This is a genomic window from Phytoactinopolyspora halotolerans (assembly GCF_010550675.1).
GTDB lineage: Bacteria > Actinomycetota > Actinomycetes > Jiangellales > Jiangellaceae > Phytoactinopolyspora > Phytoactinopolyspora halotolerans.
The window spans coordinates 40,199-64,200 of the sequence record NZ_JAAGOA010000012.1 but is presented as its reverse complement, the minus strand read 5'-3'; the positions used below and the strand labels follow the sequence as shown (position 1 = coordinate 64,200).

Genomic DNA, 24,002 nt, shown 5'->3' with positions numbered 1-24,002 from the left:
GCGGGCATGTGTACTTCAGGCCAGGGAGAGAAGAGATGACCATCGACCATGACGTCCTCGCCGCGCGTGACCTGCGCGTGCGGTACGGGCCCCGGACCGTGCTCGACGGTCTGGCGGCCGACGTGGGGCGGGGCGAGATGCTCGCGCTGGTGGGGCCGAACGGTTCCGGGAAATCGACGCTGCTGCGCGCCCTGGCCAGGTTGCTGGACGCCGACGCGGGCACGGTGCTGCTGGACGGCGCGGACATCGCCCGCCTGCCGACGGTCGAGGTGGCGAGGCGGTTGGCCGTGCTGCCACAGGGGCCGGTCCCTCCGGGTGGTGTCACGGTGCGCGAGCTGGTGGAACATGGCCGGTTCCCGCATCGAAGCGCGCTGGCGCGGGTCACCGCCGACGACCGCCGCGCCGTGGACGAGGCGCTGGAGCTGACCGGCCTGAGCGCGTATGCCGAGCGTTACGTCGACCGGCTCTCCGGTGGCGAACGGCAACGCGCGTGGATCGCGCTGACGATCGCGCAGGAGACGCCGGTGCTGCTGCTCGACGAGCCGACCACGTTCCTCGACATGGGGCATCAGCTCGAGGTTCTCGACCTGGTCGCGCGGTTGCGGCGGGACCGGCGGCTCACCGTGGTGCTGGTGCTGCACGATCTCAACCAGGCGGCGCACTACTGCGACCGGATCATCGCCCTGTCCGACGGCCGGGTGGTCGCCGACGGCGCGCCGGCGGACGTGGTGACCGAAGACTTCCTGGCCGAACGGTTCGGGGTGCGGGCGACCGTGACGGCGGACCCGGTGACCGGGTCGGTCGTCTGCTTGCCGTACGCCGCCGTGCGGTGACGTCGAGCCGCGGTCATTCCGATCCGTCCCGCGCGTTCCGTGTGGTTGAGACAATCGTCGTCATGGCCATGCGTACTCTGCTCGCGCCGCTGACGAGCGGATCCACCTATCGGCGCGGGGTGCATCTGCTGCTCGGCGGAGTGGTGGCGTTGCCGTACGTGCTGCTGGCCCTCGCGTTCGTGCAGATGTACCGGAACGGGTCGTCGCTCGTGGTCATCGCGCTCCTGCTGGCGGTGGCGGCGGTGATCGCGGGTGCCCCCGCATTCCTGCGCGCGACCCGCACGCTGGAGATCGCCGCCGCGCGCCTGCTGCTCGGCGTCGATGTGCCCGATGTACCGGGGGAGCGGATCGCTCCGGAGACCCGGCTGCGCGGAGCGCTCTGGTTCGCCGTCCACCTGGTGGCCGGCGGTGGCGTCATGCTGGCGCTGCTCATCGCGATGCCGCTCGCCTTCGTCTTCATCCTCGCGCAGCTCGGTATCGGTGAGGAGACACTGGACGGCTTCCAGGTGGGGCCGTTGGACGGCGATGACACGGTGTGGCTGTCCCTGCTGGGGCTGGCCATGCTGGTCGCGCTCGGCTACGTGGTGGCCGGACTCGGAGCGCTGGCCGCCATGATGGCGCCGGTGCTGATGGGGCCGTCGCCGGACGAGCGGATCGCGGCGCTCGAAGCCGAGGCGGACCAGCTGGCGGAGCGCAACCGCCTCGCGCGTGAGCTGCACGACTCCGTCGGCCATGCGCTCACCGTGACGACGCTGCAGGCGGCCGCCGCGCGCGAACTGCTCGACTCCGACCCGGAGTTCGTCCGGCGAGCGCTGAGCGCGGTGGAGGAGACCGGCCGCGCCGCGATGGCCGACCTCGACCATGTGCTCGGCCTGCTCCGCGAGGACGGACGGGCGGACACCGCGCAGGCGCGGAAGCTGACGGATCTCGACCGGCTGATCGACGACGTCCGGGCCGGTGGGACGGACGTCGCCGCGGACGTGACGGGTCCCGTCGCTCAGATGCCGGCGGTGGTGTCCCGGGAGGGGTTCCGCATCGTGCAGGAAGGGCTGACCAACGCGACGCGGCATGCGGGCGGCGCGCCGGTGTCGGTGCACGTGGAGGTCGGCAGCACGACGCTTGCCATCGACGTCGTGAACCCGGTCCGCGGTGACGCCTCGGCCGGGCCCGGGACGCCTCGGCAAGGCGGGCGCGGGCTGGCGGGCATGCGCGAGCGGGTGGCGCTGTTGGGCGGGCGGATGAGCGCCGGGCAGAATGACGGCATGTGGAAGGTCTCGGTGCGGTTGCCCCTGGGTGGCAGGCGCGGGCGGAGCGGCGCGTGATGATCACTGTCGCGATCGTCGACGACGAGGAGCTGGTGCGCACCGGCCTGCGGGCCATCATCGACGCGCAGCCGGACCTGGAGGTCGTCGGTGAGGCCGCCGACGGTGCGGAGGCGGTACCGCTGGTGCGGCGGCTGCGGCCCGACGTCGTACTGATGGACGTGCGCATGCCCGCCGTCGACGGTATCCAGGCCACCCGGCACCTGCGCTCCACCATGGACGCGCCGCCGGCGGTGCTGGTCGTGACCACGTTCGAGAACGACGACTACGTCTACGAGGCGCTGCGGGCCGGGGCCGGCGGCTTCCTGCTCAAGCGCGCCCGCCCGGCCGAGGTCGCGGAGGCCGTACGCGTGGTGGCGCGGGGCGACTCCATCCTCTTCCCGGCGGCACTTCAGCGGCTGGTCCAGACGCACGGCGGCGGCCGCCCGGACCGGCGCGCCTTGGCGGACGCCGGCCTCACCGAACGTGAGGAGGAGGTGCTGCGCCTGATGGCGACCGGTCTGTCCAACGCCGAGATCGCGGAGAAGCTGGTCCTCGGGCAGGAGACGGTGAAGACTCATGTCGGCAACGTGCTGGCCAAGCTCGGAGCGCGGGACCGTACGCAGGCGGTGATCGCGGCCTACGAATCAGGGTTCATCGTCCCGGCGCGCTGATCCGGACGTTACCGCTCCCGGCTGCAGGGTATCCGCATGACGAGAGCGTCCGAGCCGGATGGAGGAACGATGACGACAGCCGAGAAGTCCGTGGACGTGAACGTCCCGATCAGTACGGCGTACAACCAGTGGACCCAGTTCGAGGACTTCCCCGAGTTCATGGCCGACGTGGAGTCCGTCACGCAGGTCGACGACCGGCATCTGCACTGGGTGGTGGAGGTCGGCGGCATGGAGCGGGTGTTCGATGCCGAGATCACCGAGCAGCATCCGGAGGAGCGGATCGCCTGGCGTTCTACCGGCGGCACGGATCAGTCCGGCGTGGTGACCTTCCACAAGATCGACGACACCACCACCCGGGTGACGCTGCAGATGGAGATGGAGCCGTCCGGCGCCGTGGAAACGGTCGGTGAGAAGACCGGCATGGTGTCCCGCGTCGTCGAGCGGGACATGAAGAACTTCAAGGAGTTCATCGAGTCGCGCGGTACCGAGACCGGGGCCTGGCGCGGCGAAGTCCCGCGCGAGGGCTGAGAGGTGGGCGTGCCGCGCACGTCGCCGCGTGGCGACCGGCTGCTGGCGATCTACCTCAACGATCACCTGGCCGGTGCGACGCTCGGCGCCAGGCGCGCCCGTTACCTGGCCGAAGCCGACATCGATGCGTCACTGGGCTCGAGCGTGTCCGGGCTTGCGGCGGACATCGCCGACGACCGGGCCGAGTTGATGTCCATCATGCGCACGCTGGGCATTCCGTTGCGTCGCTATAAGACCGGAGTCGCCGTCGCGGCCGAACTGGCCGGACGGCTGAAACCCAACGGTCGCGTGCTGCAGCGTTCGCCGCTGAGCACACTTGAAGAGCTGGAGCTGCTCAAGCTCGGCATCGAGGGCAAGGCGTCCGGCTGGCGCAGCCTGCGCAGCGTCGCCGAGCGGGACGGCCGGCTCTCGGTCGAACAGATCGATCACCTGACGCAGCGGGCCGAAGATCAGGCCAGACGGGTAGAGGAGCTACGGCGGCGGGTGGCCGCCGAGACCTTCGCGGCGTGACCTATCCGGCTCCGCCGTGGCGGGCGGCGAGGAAGCGGGTGCGTGCCTCGGCCAGATCCACGATCGGCGCCGGGTAGCCACGGCGTTCACGCTCGGGTAGCCGCCACGGCTGGTGGACGTCCGCAGTGCTCAGGTGCGCCAGTTCGGGCACGTAGCGGCGCACGTACGCTCCGTCGGGGTCGTAGCGCTGGGCCTGGCGGATCGGGTTGAGCACCCGGTTCGGGCGGGTATCCGTGCCCGTTCCGGCGACCCATTGCCAATTGAGGCAGTTGTTGGCGATGTCGCCGTCGAGCAACCAGGTGAAGAAATGCCGTGCGCCTGCCCGCCAGTCGATGTATAGCGTCTTCGTCAGGAAGCTGCCGGTGATCAGCCGGGCACGATTGTGCATCCAGCCCTCGGCGCGGAGTTGACGCATCCCGGCGTCGACGATCGGGATCCCGGTCTGCCCCTCTCGCCAGGCGTCCAGCCCGTCGGCGTCATCGTTCCAGCGATCTGCGCGTGGCCGGTAATCGGCGTGCGCGGTGTCCGGCCGGGCCGCGAGCACCTGATGGTGGAAGTCGCGCCAGGCGAGCTGTCGAGCGAACGCCGCGGCGCCGTCCGTCCCGGCCGCGGCGGCGCGCCGCGCCAGCAGCAGTGGTGACACGCACCCCAGGTGCAGGTACGGCGACAGGCGCGACGTGCCGTCGGCGGCGAGATCGTCGTGTCGCTGCTCGTACGCGTCGATCCCGGTATCCAGCCAGGAACGAGTCCGGGCGACGCCGGCGGTCTCGCCCCGCCGCTCCACGTCGGCCGTTGGTCCGTCCGGGTTGGTGTCGGTTCGCCCGGCTCCGGGCGGCAACGAGAGGTGTCTCGGTGCCGGGACGGGATCGCGCCACCGGGTCGCGATCCACCGTCGGTGATACGGGGTGAAGACGGCGAAGTGATCGTTGCCCTGGGGCAGGATCCGGCCCGGCGGCACCACCGTGTGCACGTCGTCGTGCACGTGGAGCACACGACGGCCGAGCGCTGCGACCAGGCTGCGCTCTCGGGAGCCTGCGTAGGCCGACACGTCCCGAGAGAGGTGAACCCGCTCGGCGTCGACCTCGGCGGCGAGGCGGCAGATCTCTTCGACCGGGTCTCCGCTGCGCACGACGAGCCGCCCACCGAGCTCGCGCAGACCAGCGTCGAGATCCGTGAGGCATTGGTCCAGGAACCGTGCACGTCCAGCGGCGAACGTGCCGTTCTCGACGCGGCGATCACGGACGAACAGCGGCACGACGTGGTCGGCGCGGGCGGCCGCCGCGAGCATGGGATTGTCGTGTACGCGCAGATCGCGGGTGAACACGGCGACAGTGGTGGTGGTCATCGTCTTGACGGACTTTACCCGTTCCGGCGACGCTCGGCGCCGTTGTGGTCAGGCGCGTCGTCGCGGACGTGACGATGTGTCCTGCGGCCGAGCCTATTCTTTCCCGGGGAGTCGCCGAGTCTCGATGATCTGCTCCGCCACGCGGTTGAGCTTGATGTTGTGCTGCTGCGAGTGTCGCCTCATCAGTGCGAACGCGCGATCCGCGTCGAGGCTGTAGCGCTCCATCAGGATGCCCTGAGCTTGGCCGATCAGCTGCCGCGTGCCGATGGCTCGTTTCAATCCATCTTCTTCGTTTGCGGCGGCCAGCGCCAGCGCCGCGTGCTGCGCGAAGAGGTCCGCGACCTCGAGGTCGTCGTCGGTGAAATACTCCGGCTCGTTCGCGTACAGATTGAGCGCCCCGATGGTCCGCCTCAGAGTGGACAGGCGCAGGCCGATGGCGCTGCGGATGCCCAACTCGGCCACTCTCTTGCCCCATTTGGGCCAGCGCTCATCCGTGGTGGTGTCCGGCACGAGGAACGAGTCGTCGTTCCAGATCGCCTCGATGCAGGGTCCCTCGCCGAGTTCACTCTGCAGCCGATCGGACTCGTTGACCCGGGGACTGGTCGTCAGTGCGCTCTCCAGCCGGCCACGTTCCCGGCGGAGCAGTACGCCGACGTCGTCGCAACCGGTCGCTTCCTGTGCGTATTCGACGACGCGTTGCAACGTGTGCTCGGTGTCCGGCTCGCTGTGCAACTCCACGGCGAAGCCGGCGAACTCGTTGGAATCAGCAGGGTCGGGCATGGTCGACCTCCGGACCGTTCGGTTGCGGTTCAGGGCCGCCACATATCGATGTCATTCAACAGGGATACCCACCGGCCAGGGGAAGAATGCGGTACGTGGCCGCGGCGGGCGTTAGCGCGCGGCGCGAACGCGAACCGCACAGGTGGCGACCAACCGCCAGCCGACCAGGCACAGCGCCAGTGTGGCGGTGGCGACGATGACGAAGGGAATCGCCGTGCCCTGCCCGGAGACGGCCCGCAACGCGACGCCGACGGTCACGGTCGACAGCCAGACCCCGACGCCGGTCGGTACCGGGGCGAGTGGACGCCGCCAGGCGCGTGTCAGCAGCCAGCCCACCGCGGCGCCGACCGCGAAAGTCCACAGCGTCGTGAAGTAACCGAGTGCGAGGACGGCGCGATCGTGGCTGCTTCGGCCGGCAACGGCGAACACGCCGATGAGCACGAGGTCGACCACGCCGGCGCCCCACACGGAACGAGAGAGGTCGCCGGAGGGTGTCATCACGCCAACGCTAACGCACCTTCCGCGGCCAGTTGTCGCATCCGGCTCCGCCGTGGATCAGCAGTGGCTGCCGGGCTCCTCTTCAATGCGGTGTCACCGCGGGGACGTCAGGGCACTGGATCGACAGACGGGGGAGTGGAAGCTGCTGATGGACCGTCCACGGTTCGCCACGCCGCCACTGACCACGCTCGGCGCGTCATCGCCGACAGCAGGTGGCTGACGGCGATCAGGGCGGCAATAACGACTGGCGCCAGCAACGTCACCGCGCGGAAGAGCAGCACGGCAGGCAGAGCCTCGCTGACGCCGGCGCCGGCGACGACGAGGGCACCCACGAGCGCGGCCTCCGCGGACCCGATCCCGGCGGGGGTCGCCGTGGAGGCCGACAGCGCCGTGCCCGCCAGATACGCCGCGACGCTCGCGGTGGCCGTCACCGGGACACCGACGACAGCGGACGCGGTCGCGAAACCCATGGCCAAGCTCGACATGGCCGCGAGGTGCGCGAGCAGTGCCGCGAACGCCATCCCCGGCCGCGCCCGGGCTGCCGCAACGACCTCGCCGACGGCGGATGCGATCCGGCGGAGTCTGGTGGTGAGGGCGCCGGAAACGGCGGCAGGCATCCGTCGCCGGCTCAGGAACATGGTGACCGACGTACCGTATCGCGTGACGACGCGGCGGCCGATCACGATCGTCGCGCCGATCGCCAGGAGCGCCGCTACCGTCGCCGAGCCTCCGCCACGCAGCCAGGCCACACCCAACACGAGCCCGACGGCATGGATGACACCGCTGGCGGCGGCCCACAAGGCGACCACGCCGACGGCTCCGGTGGTGGTGGCGCCTCCACGGCGCAGGGCGGCGATGAACACGCCCGCCGCGCCCAGGCCGGCCGGGACGACCCGATTGGCCACCGTGCCGCCGATGTGCGACGTGACCGCTGTCCGCCAGGTGAGGTGACCCGCGGCGACGACCTTCTTGCCGATCACCGACGCGGACGCCGCCAGCAGCCAGCACGCCGTCAGCAGCAGGGGCGCGGCGGGCTTGTCTCGCAGGGCACCGGCCAGCTGCGGCGCGCATGTGGGGAGGACGGTCACGCCCGCCGCGACGAGCACCGCCCCGAACACGATCAGCCCGATGACGCGGCGCCGTGAGCCGGCCTGGAAGGCTGAGGCCTGCCGGGCCGGCGAGTCGACGTCGTCGATCATCACCTTCTCATAGTGCCCCGATCGATCCGTCCGCATGCTGATCTGCGGGCGAACGGCGGGTGTCGACACGCCCCCGCCGTCGTGTCAGCCTCGCGATCGCGCCGGGCTTTCCGCGAAGACCTCGCTGAGGACACGGCCCTGTGCCTGCGCCGGCGGCCGGGCACCGAGGAGCTCGGCGATGGTCGGCGCCACGTCGACGATCTTGGGTTGGCGGGGACGGACACCGGAACGGATTCCGGCGCCGGCGAGGAACAGCGGAACCTCGATCTCCTCGAGCCCGCCGTGCGAGCCGCGCCACGTCCCTTCGGGCGGCTCGCTGAGCGCGAAGCCCCACGGCGGCCTGGCCTCCACCGCCAGGTCGCCGAGCTTCTCGCTGGCGTGGATCCGGGCGAGGTCGTCCCGGTCCAGGACGCGCATCACCTGCCGGAGCCGGCGGAGCGTGGCGGTGATCTTGAGCCGGTGGGGGTTATCGGCAGCTCGGCCACGGAGCGTGATATGGCCCACGCGCACCGAGTTCGGCACGATGATCACTTCCGTCTCCGGAGCCGGCGAGTTGCCCGGTGTGACGATCTCGGCTTGATATCCGGCGCTGTCCACAGCCGCCAGTACGTCCGGGATGAGGGTCCGGTTCCACGCGGTCATGCCGTGGTCGCTGGTGAGGATGAACGTGGTATCCGGGTAGATACCCACGTCCTTGGTGGCCTGGATGAGGCGGCCGAGCTGGTGATCGTGTTCGGCGAGGATGGAGCCGATCGCCGGGCTGTCCGGCCCTTCGTTGTGGCCGGTCCCGTCGAGGTCGGAGCTGTAGACGGCGAGGAAATCGGGAATCTTGGGGACCGTCACCTGCTGACCGTTGGAATCGACGGGGCGTTGGTGGAGGATGTCGATCGCGGCGTCGACCCGTTGCTGGAAGGGCCCGCCCGGCTGGACGTAGAGGTGCTCGGGATCGCCGTAGGTGACCCCGTTGTTCTGGATCATGTACCACTGCACCGAGGCGATCGTGCGCCCCTCGGCCGCCAGCGCCTCGGCGATGGTCTCGGCGGCAAGGAATCGGCTCTGGCCCTGTGCGGTGTCGGTCGCGGGATCGTAGACGTAGGCGACGTTGCCGTGCGTCTCCGGGTAGGCGCCGGTGCTCATGGAGGCTCGGACCGGGTTGGAGACGGTGTGAAACGTGGTCTCGGCGATGGAGAGGCTGCCACGTGCGGCGAGCCGGTCGAGGTTGGGCGTAGGGACGCGGCCGCGGTAGTCAGGGTCGAAGCCGTCCCAGTCCACCAGGACGACGTGGCGGGACCGCCGCTGCGCCGTCGTCGCATCCGGGTTGGCGACGGCGACACCCCCGAGTGGCACGGCTGCCACCGTGGCCGCGATACCGCCCAGCACCGAACGTCGAGACACTGTCATGTCAGCTCACCTCGTCCTTGCCTGAATGGACCCATTCCGGAGTGATCTAGACCATAGACGGTGAAAGTTGTCCCGGCAATGAACGGCGGCGGTCGCATCGGTGAAAGGGTGCAGGCGCACCGCGGGCGGACGACGGGCTGACTATGGGCCGACTCGGGCAGTCACGTTCGAGGGCCGGTGGGCCGTTTCGGCCGGGCGTCCGGTGGGTACGCGAGCCATCACCGGCCCCGACGACCCGGTCGATCGAGGAGTGGAAGCCGATGAGCGTGGAATACCAAGAGCTTCTTACCGCCGTGTCGAGGAACCTCGGCCTCGACACTCCCCAGGCGCGCACGCTGACGAGGGCCACCCTCGCCGTGCTCGCGCGCGTCCTCGACCAGGACGGGAGGGACCGCCTGTATCACGGTCTTCCCGGAGAGTTCCGGGAGGACCTCCCGGCGGGCGAACCCGTCCGCCACTGGGACGACGCGACGTTCGTACGCGCGGTGGCGATGGTGACCGAGCAGCCCCCGGAAGACGTCCCGCTGCGCGTGCAGACAGTGCTCTCCTCACTGGCGGAGCAGGATCCGGAGCTGGTCCGCAGCCTGCACCTGCCCGATGCCATACGGCCGCTGTTCGCCGATCCCGGTCCCGGTGGCGGAATCACCGGGGCGACGGGGCACGAAGCGCCGCTCACGGACGACGAGGTCGACGACGCGCTGCGACGGTTGCCTTACTGGACGGGCGACGCGACGGCGTTGCGACGCACGATCGAACTCCCGCCCGAGAACCTGGACGCGGTGCTGGCCGGCCTTTCGGAGCTGCGTGGCGAGTTCGGGAGCACGCCGCATGTGGATCGAGACGGCAGCTCGGCGGAGCTGGTGATCCAGACCGCGTCGGTCGGCGCGGTGACCGCTCGGGACGTGGAACTGGCCCGCCGTGTCGACGAACGGATCGACGAGGCCGGCGCCGGTATCGCGCCGGGGCGCGGACCGGGCTGAGCGAAGATCCGGCGTTCAGCCCCGTGGGGGAGCGCTCGACTGGCGCACCACGAGTTCCGGGCGCAGGAGAAGGGAGCGGCCCTGGCCGGTGCCGGGGCCCTCGACCCGCGATTTCAGTTCGGCGATCGCCGCCTTGGCCATCTCCGGCATCGGCTGGCGGACCGTGGTGAGGGGCGGATCGTAGAGGTCGGCGAGGACGATGTCGTCGAATCCGACGACCGAGACGTCCTTGGCGACCTCCAGTCCCGCGTCGCGGACACCCCGGCAGACCCCGAGCGCGCACATGTCGTTGATGGCGACGATCCCGGTGGGCGGATCGTCGGTCGCCAGCAGCTCGCGTGCGGCGCGGCGACCCAGTTCGGCCGTCTCGACGTCGCCGAACTGCTCGCCGGACGCACCCGGCCAGAGGGTGTTCTCGGTGGACAGCCCGGCCTGTTCCAGGGCGGCCGTGAATCCGCGGTAGCGCTCCTTGCGGTTGATACTGCCGAGCGCACCGGAGACGAAGGCGAGCCGCCGGTGTCCCAGCGAGGTGAGGTGCGTGGTGGCCAGCTGGCTGCCGACGGCGTTGTCGATGCTGATGCTGACCAGCGAGTCGGCGTCGTTGGCTTGGGCGGCCCGGTCGAAGGCGACGATCTGCAGGCCCCGGTCCATCAGCGGCATGACGTGCTCCAGCGACGGCAGCGACGAGCACAGCACCACACCCTGGACGCCGTCCGACCATAACTCTTCGACGTACCGCCGCTCCCGGTCCGGGTCGCGCTCGCTGTTGCAGAGCAACACGTTGTACCCCTCGGTCAAGGCCGCAGCCTCGAGGTAACGGGCGAACGTGCCCCAGAACGGGTTGCCGACGGACGGCACCACCAGGCCGACGGTTCGGGACCGGCCGGTGCGCAGGTGCCGCGCGGCCCGGTTCGGCCGGTAGCCGAGCCGCTCGATGGCGGCTTCGACGCGCTGCCGGGTCTCGGGGAGCATCTGATTCGCCCTGCCGTTCAGCAGATTGGAGACCGTGGTGGGGGATACACCGGCGGCCTGAGCGACGTGCTGAATGGTGACGCCTGCCATCGCACCCGATTTCTGCTAGTCGACTAGGGGCGATCGTAGCGTATCAGTGTAACGATGCAGTAGCAATTCCACCGTTCCGAGCAGGGCAGATGGTTGTCTTCCGAGTAACACCCTATTGACGTGCTGGAAATGCTCCCCTAGGGTCACTGCATCGTTACAGTAGCTCGGCATACAGCACATCGCCGGTTGACTCCTCGGAAGGAGCACAGCGCATGACATCTTGGACACGCCGAGGCGCGGCGGCGCTTCTCGCGGCCGCGACGACCTCACTCGTCCTCGCCGCCTGCGGCGACGACTCGGAGACCAGTAGCGAGAACGGTTCAGGCGACGGGCAGGTGAGCGGAGAGCTCACCGTCCTCACGCCCATCTTCGAGGGCGCGGAGGGCAAGGCGCTGCTCGAAGAGGAACTGCTTCCGCAGTTCTACGAGCAGTACCCCGACGTCACCGTGACGGTCGATTACACCGACTACGGCAGCCTCAACGAGAAGCTCACCACCGCTGTGGCCAGCGGTTTGGTGCCGGACGTGATGATGATGGGCGTCGGCTGGATCGAGGCCTTCGCCGAGAACGGGATCCTGGCCGACCTCGGCGAACTCGGAATCACCGTGGATGACCTGTCCGAGGACTTCACCCCGGAGATTCTCGCGGGCGGGGTGTGGCAGGACGACCTCTACGCGATTCCGATCATGCTGGACACCCGGTTCGGCATCGCCCGCAAGGACCTGCTCGCCGAGGCCGGTTTCGACGAGCCGCCGAGTTCGCTGGAGGAGTTGCGCGAATACGCGATCGCTCTCACCGAGCGAGACTCGGGCGGTCAGCTCCAGCGCGCCGGCTTCGACATGCTCTCGATGGATCTGCGCCAGATGTACGAGGTCTTTCTCTTCGCCCACGGCGGCTCACTGTTCAGCGAGGACTTCACCGAGCCGACGTTCAACTCGCCCGAGGGCGTCGCCGCGCTGCAGTACCTGGTGGATCTGATGCACGAGGACCGCGTGGAGGACATCGGCTTCTCCAGCACCGACATCGACGTGCATCCGCTGCTCAACGACCGGGCGGCGATGGCGGTAGGCCACAACAACCTGTGGATCCAGCTGCAGGAGGCCGCACCGGAGCTGGCCGACCAGCTCGTGCCGTTCACGATCACGGGCAGCGAACCCGGCATGTTCTTCGGCGGCACGCTGGCCACCGTCTCGGCCGGCTCCGATCATCCGGAGGCCGCCGCGGCACTGGTCGAGTTCCTCACCGGACCGGAGGCGGCGCTCGGCGCCAACGAACAGCGCGGCAACGTCCCGGCGCGGACCGAATTGCTCGACAGCGAGTACGTGCAGAACAACCCGCTGGTCCAGTTCGCGATGGAAAACCTCGAGATCGCCCAGCGCGAAGGCGGCGTGCCGCAGTGGCTGGAGATCCGGGGCGACTTCACCCCGGCGATCGAGGCGGCCCTGCTCGGTGAGAAAACGCCCCAGCAGGCGCTCGACGATCTCGCCGGCGAAGCACGCGAGGCAATGGCGCGGTAGGCATGACCATGACGACCAAACCGTCCGGCACGGTGGCCGGCTCCGAGCCCGCCACCGCCCGGCGGTGGCGCTCCCGGCGCCGCCCGTCGGCGTCGCGCAAGTTGCGCCGGGCCGGTTGGCTGATGGTGGCGCCGGCACTCGGCCACAGCATCCTCTGGATCGCCATCCCGGTGCTGGCGACGCTGGTACTCAGTTTCACCGACTATCGCGTGATCAGCGCGCCCCGGTGGGTCGGGCTGGACAACTACATCGAGATCTGGAACGACGCCGTGTTCCGCAAGGCCACGTGGAACACGATCGTCTACACCTTCTTCACCGTCCCGGTGTCGATGGCCGTCGCCGTCGTCATCGCCGTGCTGCTGAACCAGCGGATCGTCGGGCGCACGCTCTACCGGGCGGCGTTCTTCCTTCCGCATGTCACCGCGACCGTCGCCATCGCGATGGTGTGGCTGTGGATGTACAACCCGCAGTACGGGCTGCTCAACGGACTGCTGTCGATCGTCGGGCTGCCCGGCCAGGTGTGGCTGGGCAACCCGGACTGGGCGCTGTGGTCGGTGATCATCGTCGGCATCTGGCAGGGGATCGGGATCAAGATGCTGATCTACCTGGCGGCACTGCAGAACATCGACCCCAACCTGTACGAGGCGGCCTCCATCGACGGAGCGTCCAAGATTCAGCAGTTCTTCTCGGTGACGCTGCCGATGCTCAAACCGGCCACGTTCTTCGTCTTCGTCGTCTCGATCATCGGCGCGTTCCAGGTATTCGACCAGATCTACGTGCTGACCGACGGCGGCCCGGCGAACGCGACGACCATGATGACCTACGAGGTCTACCGCAGCGCGTTCCAGAACTTCCGGATGGGCATGGCGTGTGCGCAGTCGGTGGTCCTGTTCGCCTTCCTGATCGTGCTGACCGTCGTCAACCGGCGGCTCACCGGAGGTGACGACACGTGAGTGCGGCCATGACGCAGACCACTGCGGCGTCTCCGGTCAAACGACGGTTCGACGGCAAGCGCATCGCCCTGACCTGCGTGCTGGCGTTCGGCGCGTTCACCATGATCGTGCCGTTCCTGTGGATGATCCTCACCTCGGTGAAGGGTCCGGGCGAACTCATCGAGTTCCCGCCGACGTTCTGGCCGAAGGAGTGGGCGTGGAGCAACTATGCCGAGGCGCTCGACGCCGCACCGTTCGCCACCTACTTCCGGAACAGCTTCATCATCGCCACCGGCCACACGATCATCACCTTGATCTTCGGCGCGATGGCGGGATACGCGCTGGCGCGCATCCCGTTCCGCGGCCGCGAGCTCGTGTTCCTGGGCTTCATCGCCATGTTGATGATCCCCACGTACACCAAGATCGTGCCGCAGTTCCTGATCGTGAAGTTCATGCCGCTGTTCGGAGGCAACGACATCCTCGGTCAGGGCGGCAGCGGTTGGCTGAACACCTGGTGGGCGTTGCTCATCCCAGGCGGGCTGAGCCCGTTCGCCATCTTCCTGTTCCGGCAGTTCTACTTGTCGCTGCCGCGTGAGCTGGAGGAGGCGGCGCGCATCGACGGTCTGGGCGAGTTCCGGATCTGGGGACAGGTCTACACGCCGCTGATCAAACCGGCCCTGGCCACGGTCGCCCTGCTCACCTTCCAGGACAGCTGGAACAACTTCCTCTGGCCGTTGCTGGTGACCACCCGGGACGACCTGCGCGTGATCCAGGTCGGGCTGGCGGTGTTCCGCCAGGAGGAGACGACACAGTGGGCCTACCTGATGGCCGGCAGCACCTTGGCGACGATCCCGATGGTGCTGCTCTTCCTGGTGGCGCAGCGGTACTTCATTCAGGGCTTCACCAACGCGGGCATCAAATGAGCCCGGCGACGCACCAGAAACACCAACCGAGAGGACGGACTATGCAACTCGATCTGACCGGACGGCGCGCCTTGGTCACCGGTGGCGGCAGCGGCATCGGCCTGGCGATCGCCAGAGCCCTCGCCGCCGGTGGCGCGGACGTCGCCGTCCATTACGCCTCCAGCAAGGACGGTGCCGAGACGCTGGCCAAGGAGATCCTCGACAGCGGCCGGCGCGCCGTCGCCCTGCCCGGCGACCTGACCGCGGCCTCCGACGCGAACGCCGTGGTCGCCGGAACCGTCGACGCGCTGGACGGGCTGGACATCCTGGTCACCAACGCCGGGCACCTGGTGGGCCGCAGCACCGTCGCGCAGATGTCCGACGAACACTGGGCCAAGGTCATGGACGTCAACGTCACCACCGCCTTCATGACCACGCGGGCGGCCATCCCGCACCTGGCCCGATCCGAGGCCGGACGTGTGGTGATGATGTCGTCGATGGCGGCCGAGAACGGTGGCGGCAACGGTTCCGCCGGTTATGCGGCGGCCAAGGCCGCGGTGATCGGCCTGGCCCGAGGCCTGGCCAAGGAGCTGGCGCCGGACGGTGTCACGGTCAACGCCGTGGCCCCCGGGTTCATCGGGCAGACCGCGTTTCACGATACGTTCACCTCGCCGGAGGCGCGGGCCGGCATCGTGGCCGGCATCCCGCTCGGCCGGGAAGGGGTGCCGGACGACGTGGCCGGCGTGGTGGCGTTCCTCGCGTCGTCGCTGTCGGGTTTCGTCACCGGCCAGGTGATCGACATCAACGGAGGATCACAGTTCCGATGACGCCGATTCCGTGGGCGCGTGGCGGGTGGTGGCATGACCACGTCTGTCCGACGCACGGCACCGAGCTCGGCCCGCCGACGGGCGACGGGTATCCGTGCCCGCACGGATGCCGAATGAGCGGTCCACGCTACGACGCCGCCTGGACGGTGCTGGCACATCAGGCGCAGGCGCGGGAGCTGCGTCGTCGCGCGCACCGATACCGGATCCGCGGGGAGGCGGCGGACCGGGACCGGGCGTCGGAGCTCCTGGACGCCTACGGGCGGCTCTACCCTCAGGTGGCCGCGGACGGGTGGAGCGAGCAGGCCGAGCCCTGGATGCTGCGGGGCAAGCTCTTCTCCCAGGCCCTGACCGAGGCGCTGTGGGGCACGCAGATCGCCGACGCCGTCCGGGTGCTCGCCGCCGCCGACCCATCGCTGCGCGGGCGGCTGCGCGACGACACCGTCGACCTGCTCCGTGGGCTGATGTCCACGGTGCACGAGGCTCGCCGGGTCCTCGTGGACGAACGGGGTGATCTGCGCAGCAACTACACCGCGTGGCTGGACTGCGCGGGCGGGATGGCGGCGCGGGCGTTGCACGCGCTCGGCGAGCCGGTCGACGCGGGGCCATGGCTGAAGGGAGCGTTCGAGCAGCTGGCGGCCGCCGTCGGCGAGGACGGCTGGGAGTGGGAGGGCGCCACCTACTACCACCTGTTCGTGCTCCGGGCACACTTGCTCAACCTGGCCGGCCAGGACCCGCGCGAGCTTCCGGGCGACGCCGTGGCCCGGCTGGCCGGCATGGTCCGGGTGCTGACCACGCTGGCCACGCCGGCCGGGCTGGTCCCGGTGCTGCACGACGGGCCGTACCGGCGGGACGGCGCGCTGCTCGAGCTGATCGAGGTGTGTGCGCTGGCCCGGCAACTGTGGACGGCGCCGGGCGTGGAGTGGATCGAGGCGTATGCCCGCCGGCAGCTGGGTGACCGGCACGACGGGCTGGAGGATCTGCTGGACGGCTGGTTCGCCGGTCCACCGCTGGACGAGGGGATCGGCACCGAACGTGGGTCCGTGTGGTACGCGAGCACGGGTGCCGTCGTGCTGCGCGATCCGGCCGACACGTGGCAGGCCGTCGTCGACGCCGGGCCGCACGGTGGCTCGCACGGTCATCTGGACAAGCTCGCGCTGTACCTGTACGGCGCGGACGAACCGTGGCAGCCGGCCCCCGGCGTCCCGCCCTACGGCAGCCCGCTGCGTCGCGGGCACTACACACGCACCGTCGCACATCCGACGGTCCGCATCGACGGCGCGGACCAGCAGCCGTGCACCGGCACGGTGCTGGCGTGGGAACCCGGCCCGCCGGCTCGTCTTCTGGTCGGCGCCGACGACGCCTTTCCGGGCGCGGGTCTGCGCCGTGCGGTGATCATGAACGACGAGTACCTGCTCGACGCCGTGTGCGTGACGGTGCCGTCGGGTGCGGAGCACGTCGTCGACCTCGGGTTACGGCCCGGCGGAACGCTGGACATCCGGACCGAACCGGACGGGACGTGGTGCAGCCGCTGGGACACCGGCGGCACGGTGCTGCACGGCCGGCACGTCGCCACGGCGCCGTCCACGCTGGCCACCGTCCCGGGCCGCGGACCGTCGGACGACCCCGCGGCCGTCGTCGCCGTCGCCGACTGGACCGCGACCTGTTCCGCCACCTGTTCCGCGGTGGCCTTCGTCTCCGTCTACTGGCCGGGCGACCCGGGAGCCGTCCACCGCATCGAACTCATCAGCACCGACCAGACCGGGCCGGCTCGCCTCCGGGTGGAGCACGGTTCCGGCCGGATCGACGAGCACACCCTGGAGGACACGTGACCGTCCCTCGCCCCCTCTTGCTTGCCGGAAGGCTCGATCAGCTGCGCAGCGACGTCCACACCACGCACCGGCGACAGTTCCGCCGGCTGCTGGACGAATGCGAACGCTACCGCGGCGAAGTCCCGCCGGCCGAACATCCGCAGGCGAGCATCACCTATTTCGGGCCCACAGCGGCCAACCTGGCGCTGGCGTACCGGCTGACCGGACAGACGCACTACCTGGCCGAACTGCGCCGCTGGCTGGCGCCGCCGGTGTCCTTCCCGCACTGGGGCAAGGCGCACATGCCGGACCACGACCTCGACGCCGGCTGGCTCTGCCACGGGCTGTCACTGGCCTACGCCTGGGCCGGCGACTCCCTTCCCGACGACGAGCGCGCCGCGCTGCGCGACAAGCTCATCCTGCAGGGCACCCGGCTCTATGACTTCGCCGTCGCCTCCGAGGGTGACTGGTGGTCCTCGTCGTACTGGCAGAACCACAACTGGATCTGTTATGCCGGGCTGGCTACCGCCGGATACGTCCTGGTCGACGAGCATCCGCCCGGTAGGGAGTGGACGGAGCGGGCCAAGCGCAACTTCGCCACCGTGCTGGAGTTGCTGCCCGAGGACGGTTCGAACTGCGAGGGCGTCGTGTACTGGCGCTACGGCGTGCCGTGGATCGCCTCATACCTCGACGTGCTGCGCGCCGCCGAAGGACTCGACTGGTTCGCCGACAGTCCCTATCTCCGGGAGACGTTCTGGTACCGGCTCTACCAGGCCGCCCCAGATCTGGAACGGATCGTCGACCACGGGGACTGCCACGACCGGCGCAGCGGACATTCGGCCGCGTTCTATTACAAGCTCGCCGCGGAGTACCGGATCCCGCAGGCGCAGTGGCTCGCCAACCGGGTGCTCGACGACTTCTTCTGGCGGGAGGCGTACGAGAGCGGGGTCAAGCCGGGCGTGCGTCCGGAGGCGTACCAGGAGCTCCTCTGGTACGACCCGGAGGTGCCGGAACAGGACCCGGGATCGTTGCCGCTGGGGCGCGTCTTCGGCGATCTGGGGTTGGTGGTCGGCCGCACGTCGTGGTCGCCGGACGCCTGTCTGGTGTCGTTCAAGGCCTCGCCGGGCGGCGGGCACAAGGCGTGGGAGGCGTCGCACCGGATGGCCGTCGAGCAGGGGTGGACCACGCTCAACGCCGGTCACCACCATCCGGACGCGGGCAGTTTCGTGCTGCTCGGTCACGGCGCGTACCTGGCGGTCGACGAAGGTTACTCCAACCGCAAGCTCACCGCTCATCACAGCTCGGTGCTCGTCGACGGCAAGGGGTTCGTCAACGAGGACCGCTACCACGTCTACAAGGGGTTGCCGCACCGGCACACCGCCCGCATCCGCACCGCGACGGTGGGCGACGGCTGGGTGCACGCGGTCAGCGAAACGGCCGCGATGTACGAGCCGGAGCTGGGGGTACGCCAGGTGGATCGGCATCTGGTGATGTCGCCGCGCGGCACGCTGGTGATCGTCGACGAGTCCGCCGCCGAGGTGCCGCGGGCCTGGACGTGGCTGCTGCAGACCGACAATCCGGCCGAGCCGGTCGGCGACGGGCAGTGGATCGCCGCCGCCGGATCGGGTCGGCTGCGCGTCACCGCGCTCGAACCCGGTGACACCGACGACGAGGTGGTGGCGACCCCGATCGCGGCGAACCCGACGTCCAGCACGCCGAGCCTTTCCCTGGAGAAGGTGCAGCACACCCTGCGCCGTACCACCGGGCCCTGGGAACGCGCCCGGTTCGTCACGGTGCTGGAGCCGCTCGCGTGGGACGACGACGCGCCGTCGGTGATCAGCGTCCGGGAGGGGGACGGCGCACGCAGCGTCGTCGTCGACGTGGAGCGCGACGGCGATCGGGAGATCGTCGCCGTCCAGCTGGACGGGAAGGACGCCACCGACGCGCTGGGCGCCGAACCGGACATCGCCGCGGACGGGTTCGCGGCGTATTCCGTGGCGGCGTACCCGGCCGGGAACGGCCCACGGTCGTGAACGGCACCGAGGTGCGGCGGCGACGCTGGGAGGACACCGCGCTGGCGGTCCTGTCCTACCCGGCCAACCTCGCGCTGGCGGGAGTCGCGGCGTTCATCCTGTCGCTCGGGGTGGTGACCTGGCTCTCCGCCGCGGTGGCGGCAGGAAGGGCGCTGCACCGCTGGCAGGAACACGGCGACGACGCCGTGTTCACGCAGACCTTCCGCGAGATGGCGGCGACCTGGCGCCGGACCTGGCTGCTCAGCGTCGTCGCCACCGTGTTGGCCGCGATGGTGCTGGTGAACCTGCTGTTCCTGGGCACCCGAGAATCGCCGGCGGCCTTCCTGCTGGCCACGGCGATGCTCCCGGTGGCGGGCGCGCTGTTGCTGCTGGCGCTGATGCTTCCGGCCGCCGCGTCGCGGGATCGGGACGCGACGACGGCTCAATGGCTGCGTGCGGTGGTGGCCCTAGGCGCCCAGCGCCCGATCAGCTCGCTGGTCCTGCTGTCGATCGTCGCGGCTTTCGGACTGACGTGCGTGCTGCTTCCCACGATCGTGCCCTTCCTCGGCATCTCCCTTCCCGTCTGGCTTGCCCTCGTCGCCACCGGGAACGGCGCCGGTACGGCGGCGGATCAACGAGAGCATCCGGCCCGGCGCCGCCTTCGACCGGAAGGGCGCCTTCGACGGGCTCCATCCGCATGACGCCTGCACCGCATCTACGACACCTGCACCAGACGTACGACAACCCGTTCACCACATGATGGGAGCGATCCATGTCTCGGCGAAGAACGGTTCATTCGGTAGTGGCCGGCCTCGCGGCGGTGCTCGTCGCGGGCGCGCTGGCGGCGCCGCTGCAGGCGGCCAGTCCGCCGCTGGTGCCGGGGGAGTCGGTCGGTCACGACCCGGACGAGGAATGGTGGGAAGGGATCACCATCCCGACCGAGGGTGTCCTTCCGCCGCAGGAGGTGCACCCGAGCCAGTATGTCGACACCGACGGCGTCGAACTCCTGCGCGCCCGGGTGAGCGGCGACGCACCCGACCCGCACCGGCATTACGCGATGGCGTGGGGACGCCTGGTGGAGGACGCCGACGCGGCAGCGGCCGCGGACGGTGTCGACCCGGCCGACGACGTCAAGACCAAGGCGGCCAAGGCGACGTCGTTCGCCTGGCTGATCACCCGGGAGCAGCGGTATCTCGACGCGGCGGTGGCGAACCTGCGCGCCGCGTTCGACACGATCGTGCCCACCGACCAGTACGTCGCCCAGCAGATGACCAACTACGCGCTCGCCTACGACTGGATCGCGGCCGATATCGGTCCGGACGACGACGCGGCGATCCGGGCGGCGGTGAAACGCGGCGCGGACTGGCTGTACACGTACCTGGAGGACGAGGGGGTGCGCAGCCACAACCACCGGTCCAAGGCGGGCGCGGCGCTGGGTTCCTGGGCGCTGGCCTTCTCGGCTGACCCGGACGCGCAGGCGTACCTGGACCGCGGGCTGGAGAACATGAACCGGGTCTTCCGCTACATGTTCACCAAGGACGGCATCTATCGGGACGGCGCCGGGTATTACTGGATCTTCACCATCCTCAACAGCACGCCGTTCATGTGGCAGTACCGCAACGCCTCCGGCGTCGATCTCTTCCCGGCCCTGCAGCCGGCGTTCGAGTGGCAGCTGAAGACCGTCAATCCGAAGGGCCTGATGCCGCCGCTGGACGACGGCTGGTCCAAGGTGACCTGGTTGAACACGGTCGCGGCCGCGTACGCGGACACGCCGACGCCGCTCAGCGAGTCGGCGAGTCTGGGCGAGCTGTTCCAGTGGCAGTTCTTCAACAGCGACTGGAATGCGGCCCGGTACCCGGACGACTGGACGGGAGCGCGCAACCAGTTCTACGGCTGGCCGGAGGAGATAGCACTCTACGACTCCACCATCGCCGAGGTGGCCCCGGACGAGGGCACCGGCACCATCGATATGGACGCCGGCCCGCGCGGCGGGGACACGATCTTCCGCAGCGACTGGCGGATGGGCGACGCCGACACCCGCTGGGGATACTTCAGCGGCGTGGCGATGAGCAACAACCACGACCACGCCGACGGCCTGCAGCTGCTCATCGACGCGGAGAACGCGGTGCTCGCCCGGGACAACGGCTACGGACCGCAGCGGTTCGGCGGTCGCGACGGATGGAAGGGCCCCGAGCACCACAACGTGGTGACCGCCGACGGCTCGGCGGTGGGTGACCCGACGCCCACCCGCGGGTTCCTCTCCGGCCCGATGTTCGGCTTCGCCGAGAAGTCGGCGGCGTACTGGGACGACCAGGACGCGACGCATACCCGTGCGGTGGCGTTCCCCGGCTCGGACTACTTCGTGGTGCTCGACCGGATGGCGGCCGAGAGCTCGAAGGAGTGGGACGCCTACTGGCACGTGCGCGGCACCCTCTCCGGCGTCGCCAACCGTCGCACCTGGACCACGGGCGACGGCCCCTGGGGTGACCCCGCGCGGCTGCACGCGCTGACCGTGCCCGCCGACGTCGAGACGACGCTGGTGACCGACCGGTTCAACCCGTACGGCACCGGCACGGACACCGGTTTCGAGGGTTACCCGGACCCGTCTACCGACGTGGAGGAGACGACCGGCCTGCGGCTGAGCCAGGAAGGCACGTCCGCGGACCTGCTGTCCGTGCTGGTGCCGGCCGGCCTCGACGATGCGGAGCCGCGGCTGGAGGACCTCGGTACCGCGGATGCGCTGGCAGCGCGGATCTCCGCCGACGACTACGTCGACACGGTGGTGGCGGCACGCTCCGGCTCGACCGCGGCAGCGGGAGACGTCGTGGTCGACGGCGCCCTGGGCTGGGTGCGGACCACCGGCGGTGCGCTGGCGGGATACGCCATGCACGACGCCGTCGCCGTCTCGTGGCGGGGCACCGTGCTGGCGTCGTCGTCGGCGTCGGTGACGCTCTCCGCCGACGTCAGCGACCCGACCCGTCATACGGTCGAGATCGCCGACGGTCCGGACACCTCCTACGAGCTGTCGCTGGCGGCGTCGCCCGGCCGGGCGCTGGAGCGGGCGACGCTGGACGGATCCGCGGTGCCGGTGGACCTCGCGGACGGCCGCGTGAGCGTCGAAGTGAGCGGCGGCGGCGAGCTGGTTCTGAAGTACGGAGCTCCGCACGCCGCACCTGCGGCGCCGTCGGGCGTCACGGCGCAGGGTCACGCCGGAGTGATCGAGGTGTCGTGGGAGCCGGTGGACACGGCCACGTCCTACCGGGTGTTGCGGCGCGGCCGGGAGATCGCGGAGGTCGCCGTCCCGTTCTACGCGGACCGGGACCTGTCCGACGGCGAAGCGTATCCGTACCGCGTCGTGGCTGTGAACGAGGTCGGCCGGAGCCGGCCGTCGTCCGCCGCGATCGGTACCGCGGGCGCGCAGGAGCCGGCCGCGCCGGACGGCCTGGTGGCCGTGGCCTCGCATCGGCGGGTGGAGCTCGGCTGGCTGCCGGTGCGGGACGCGTCGTCATACGACGTGCTGCGGGCCACCGGTGACGCCGAGCTGCAGCCCGTCGCCGAGGGCGTCACCGAGCCGGGCTGGGTCGACACGGATGTGTCGAACGGCATCACGTACCGGTACGCGGTCCGCGCGGTCAATCAGATCGGCACGGGCCCGCTCTCCGGCGTCGTGGAGGCGACGCCGCAGACCACTCCTCCCGGGACGCCGGATGGGGTGCGAGTGAGCCGTGCGGCCGGTGAGGTCACGCTGACCTGGGACGGTTCGGCTAGAGCAGAGAGTTACCATGTACTGCGCGGCGGGCTCACCGATGACGACGCCGAGGTCGTCGCGGACGGGATCAGCGCCACGACGTGGACCGACGACGACGTCGAGGACGGCTCCGGCTATACCTACCGGGTCGTCGCCGTCAACGACGCCGGAGCGAGCGAGCCGTCGTCCACCGTCAGTGGTGTACCCGGGTGCTCCCTCACGCACGAGGTCGGCGCGGACGGCGCCGTCGTCGAGGCCGAGCGGTACAGCGGCCGCAGCGGCGAGTACCAGCTCGTGGACGACCTGACCCGCTATGGCGGACGGGTCGCGTCGGTGCCGCGGGGCTCGGAGTACAAGAACAACCCCGACCTGTGGGGCCGCTACGACCTGGAGGTCACGGAGGCCGGGCGTTACCACGTGGCGGTGCTCGGCCATGGCGAGTCCGGGTCCACGGACAGCGTCTACATCTCGATGGACAACAGCACTCCGGCGACGGTGAACCTCAGCGTCGGGGACTGGTTCTACCGGCAGTCGCCGATCGGGTTCGATCTGCAGCCCGGCTTCCACACGCTGCTGATCAAGGCGAGGGAAGACGGTGCGCTGGTGGACCGGTTCGTCGTCTATCCGGACGACAGCATCCCGGACGAGGTGCGGTTCTCCGGCACGTGGACGCTGCCGGCGCGGCCGGAATGCGGCGACGGGGCGGGCGAACCAGCCGCGCCCGAGACGGTGACCTCGGTGGCAGCGGCATCGGAGGGGGACGAGGTGACCGTGTCCTGGTCCGGCAGCCGGCTGGCCGCGTCGTACACGGTGCTGCGGGACGGCGAGGTCGTGGTCACCGATGTGACCGCGACGACGTGGACGGATTCCGAAGTGGTGGACGGCGCGGAGTACGTCGTCGTGGCGTCGAACGCCGTGGGAGAGTCCGCGCCGTCCGAGCCGGCATCGGTGGACGGGGATGGTGAGCTTCGTGAGCTCCTGCCGGAGTGAGGAGCCTCGAAGGTTGGTTGAGCGTTCTAGCTCGTGGATGTCTGCAACTGATTGATAACTCCTCATTCTACGTCTGTTGATGTTTTATGGGCGCCGAACATTGTCGGTACCGGCCGATAATGTGGCGCCCATAAGATCGCTTCTGTCAACAAGTT

The 24,002-nt window shown here is 69.9% G+C and carries 20 protein-coding genes; 14 read left to right on the top strand and 6 right to left on the bottom strand.

All coding sequences use genetic code 11. From position 1 onward, the window contains the following. The first annotated feature begins 35 nt into the window (after positions 1-35). From G1H10_RS17290 to G1H10_RS17270, 5 genes are all read left to right on the top strand, one after another. The gene (locus G1H10_RS17290; RefSeq protein WP_163740052.1) at positions 36-833 is read left to right on the top strand and encodes an ABC transporter ATP-binding protein; all 798 of its coding nucleotides are present in this window, start codon (positions 36-38) and stop codon (positions 831-833) included. Positions 834-895: 62 nt separating this feature from the next. Then, positions 896-2,155, top strand: a complete 1,260-nt coding sequence (locus tag G1H10_RS17285) for a sensor histidine kinase (RefSeq protein ID WP_163740050.1) — start codon at positions 896-898, stop codon at positions 2,153-2,155. After that, positions 2,155-2,808: a response regulator gene (locus G1H10_RS17280; protein WP_174264460.1), complete on the top strand. Its 654-nt coding sequence runs from the start codon at positions 2,155-2,157 to the stop codon at positions 2,806-2,808. Before G1H10_RS17285 ends, G1H10_RS17280 begins: the two co-directional genes overlap by 1 nt. A gap of 69 nt (positions 2,809-2,877) precedes the next feature. Then, a complete protein-coding gene (locus tag G1H10_RS17275) occupies positions 2,878-3,336 on the top strand; it encodes an SRPBCC family protein (protein WP_163740047.1) in 459 nt (152 codons plus the stop codon). 9 nt (positions 3,337-3,345) lie between these two features. Further along, on the top strand, positions 3,346-3,846 hold the full coding sequence (locus G1H10_RS17270) for a hypothetical protein (RefSeq protein ID WP_216853373.1): 501 nt from the start codon (positions 3,346-3,348) through the stop codon (positions 3,844-3,846). Position 3,847: 1 nt separating this feature from the next. Here G1H10_RS17270 and G1H10_RS17265 read toward each other — a convergent pair whose 3' ends face one another. From G1H10_RS17265 to G1H10_RS17245, 5 genes are all read right to left on the bottom strand, one after another. Continuing rightward, on the bottom strand, positions 3,848-5,191 hold the full coding sequence (locus G1H10_RS17265) for a cryptochrome/photolyase family protein (RefSeq protein WP_163740043.1): 1,344 nt from the start codon (positions 5,189-5,191) through the stop codon (positions 3,848-3,850). A gap of 93 nt (positions 5,192-5,284) precedes the next feature. Beyond that, on the bottom strand, positions 5,285-5,971 hold the full coding sequence (locus G1H10_RS17260; protein WP_163740041.1) for a GAF and ANTAR domain-containing protein: 687 nt from the start codon (positions 5,969-5,971) through the stop codon (positions 5,285-5,287). Between the two features lie 111 nt (positions 5,972-6,082). Then, complete coding sequence (locus tag G1H10_RS17255) at positions 6,083-6,469, bottom strand: DUF3054 domain-containing protein (RefSeq protein WP_163740040.1); 387 nt, start codon at positions 6,467-6,469, stop codon at positions 6,083-6,085. A gap of 107 nt (positions 6,470-6,576) precedes the next feature. Continuing rightward, positions 6,577-7,668 (bottom strand): lysylphosphatidylglycerol synthase domain-containing protein, encoded by a 1,092-nt coding sequence (locus G1H10_RS17250; protein WP_246219646.1) that lies wholly within the window; start codon positions 7,666-7,668, stop codon positions 6,577-6,579. Between the two features lie 84 nt (positions 7,669-7,752). Next, a complete protein-coding gene (locus tag G1H10_RS17245) occupies positions 7,753-9,069 on the bottom strand; it encodes an alkaline phosphatase family protein (RefSeq protein ID WP_163740036.1) in 1,317 nt (438 codons plus the stop codon). Positions 9,070-9,329: 260 nt separating this feature from the next. Between G1H10_RS17245 and G1H10_RS17240 the strand changes: the two genes are divergently transcribed. Next, positions 9,330-10,049 carry a DUF2267 domain-containing protein gene (locus G1H10_RS17240; protein WP_163740034.1) on the top strand — a complete coding sequence of 240 codons (720 nt, stop codon included), beginning with the start codon at positions 9,330-9,332 and terminating at the stop codon, positions 10,047-10,049. A gap of 15 nt (positions 10,050-10,064) precedes the next feature. On the opposite strand, the gene G1H10_RS17235 is transcribed toward G1H10_RS17240, so the two are convergent. Beyond that, positions 10,065-11,111, bottom strand: a complete 1,047-nt coding sequence (locus tag G1H10_RS17235) for a LacI family DNA-binding transcriptional regulator (protein WP_163740032.1) — start codon at positions 11,109-11,111, stop codon at positions 10,065-10,067. Between the two features lie 212 nt (positions 11,112-11,323). Here G1H10_RS17235 and G1H10_RS17230 point away from each other — a divergent pair, with 212 nt between their 5' ends. The 8 genes from G1H10_RS17230 (at position 11,324) to G1H10_RS17195 (ending at position 23,847) form a co-directional block, all read left to right on the top strand. Then, complete coding sequence (locus G1H10_RS17230) at positions 11,324-12,628, top strand: ABC transporter substrate-binding protein (protein ID WP_163740030.1); 1,305 nt, start codon at positions 11,324-11,326, stop codon at positions 12,626-12,628. A 2-nt stretch (positions 12,629-12,630) separates the two neighbouring features. Further along, entirely contained in the window at positions 12,631-13,581 is a 951-nt protein-coding gene (locus G1H10_RS17225) for a carbohydrate ABC transporter permease (RefSeq protein ID WP_163740028.1), read from the top strand. Continuing rightward, the gene (locus G1H10_RS17220) at positions 13,578-14,483 is read left to right on the top strand and encodes a carbohydrate ABC transporter permease (RefSeq protein WP_216853372.1); all 906 of its coding nucleotides are present in this window, start codon (positions 13,578-13,580) and stop codon (positions 14,481-14,483) included. The genes G1H10_RS17225 and G1H10_RS17220 overlap by 4 nt, the downstream gene beginning before the upstream one ends. A 41-nt stretch (positions 14,484-14,524) precedes the next feature. Beyond that, the gene (locus G1H10_RS17215; RefSeq protein ID WP_163740026.1) at positions 14,525-15,289 is read left to right on the top strand and encodes an SDR family NAD(P)-dependent oxidoreductase; all 765 of its coding nucleotides are present in this window, start codon (positions 14,525-14,527) and stop codon (positions 15,287-15,289) included. 113 nt (positions 15,290-15,402) lie between these two features. Next, a complete protein-coding gene (locus tag G1H10_RS32440; RefSeq protein ID WP_163740024.1) occupies positions 15,403-17,118 on the top strand; it encodes a heparinase II/III domain-containing protein in 1,716 nt (571 codons plus the stop codon). Continuing rightward, positions 17,115-19,130: a DUF4962 domain-containing protein gene (locus G1H10_RS17205; RefSeq protein WP_163740022.1), complete on the top strand. Its 2,016-nt coding sequence runs from the start codon at positions 17,115-17,117 to the stop codon at positions 19,128-19,130. Before G1H10_RS32440 ends, G1H10_RS17205 begins: the two co-directional genes overlap by 4 nt. Continuing rightward, positions 19,127-19,810, top strand: a complete 684-nt coding sequence (locus G1H10_RS17200) for a YesL family protein (RefSeq protein ID WP_163740019.1) — start codon at positions 19,127-19,129, stop codon at positions 19,808-19,810. The genes G1H10_RS17205 and G1H10_RS17200 overlap by 4 nt, the downstream gene beginning before the upstream one ends. 71 nt (positions 19,811-19,881) lie before the next feature. Continuing rightward, a complete protein-coding gene (locus G1H10_RS17195) occupies positions 19,882-23,847 on the top strand; it encodes a fibronectin type III domain-containing protein (protein ID WP_163740018.1) in 3,966 nt (1,321 codons plus the stop codon). Positions 23,848-24,002 lie beyond the last annotated feature (155 nt).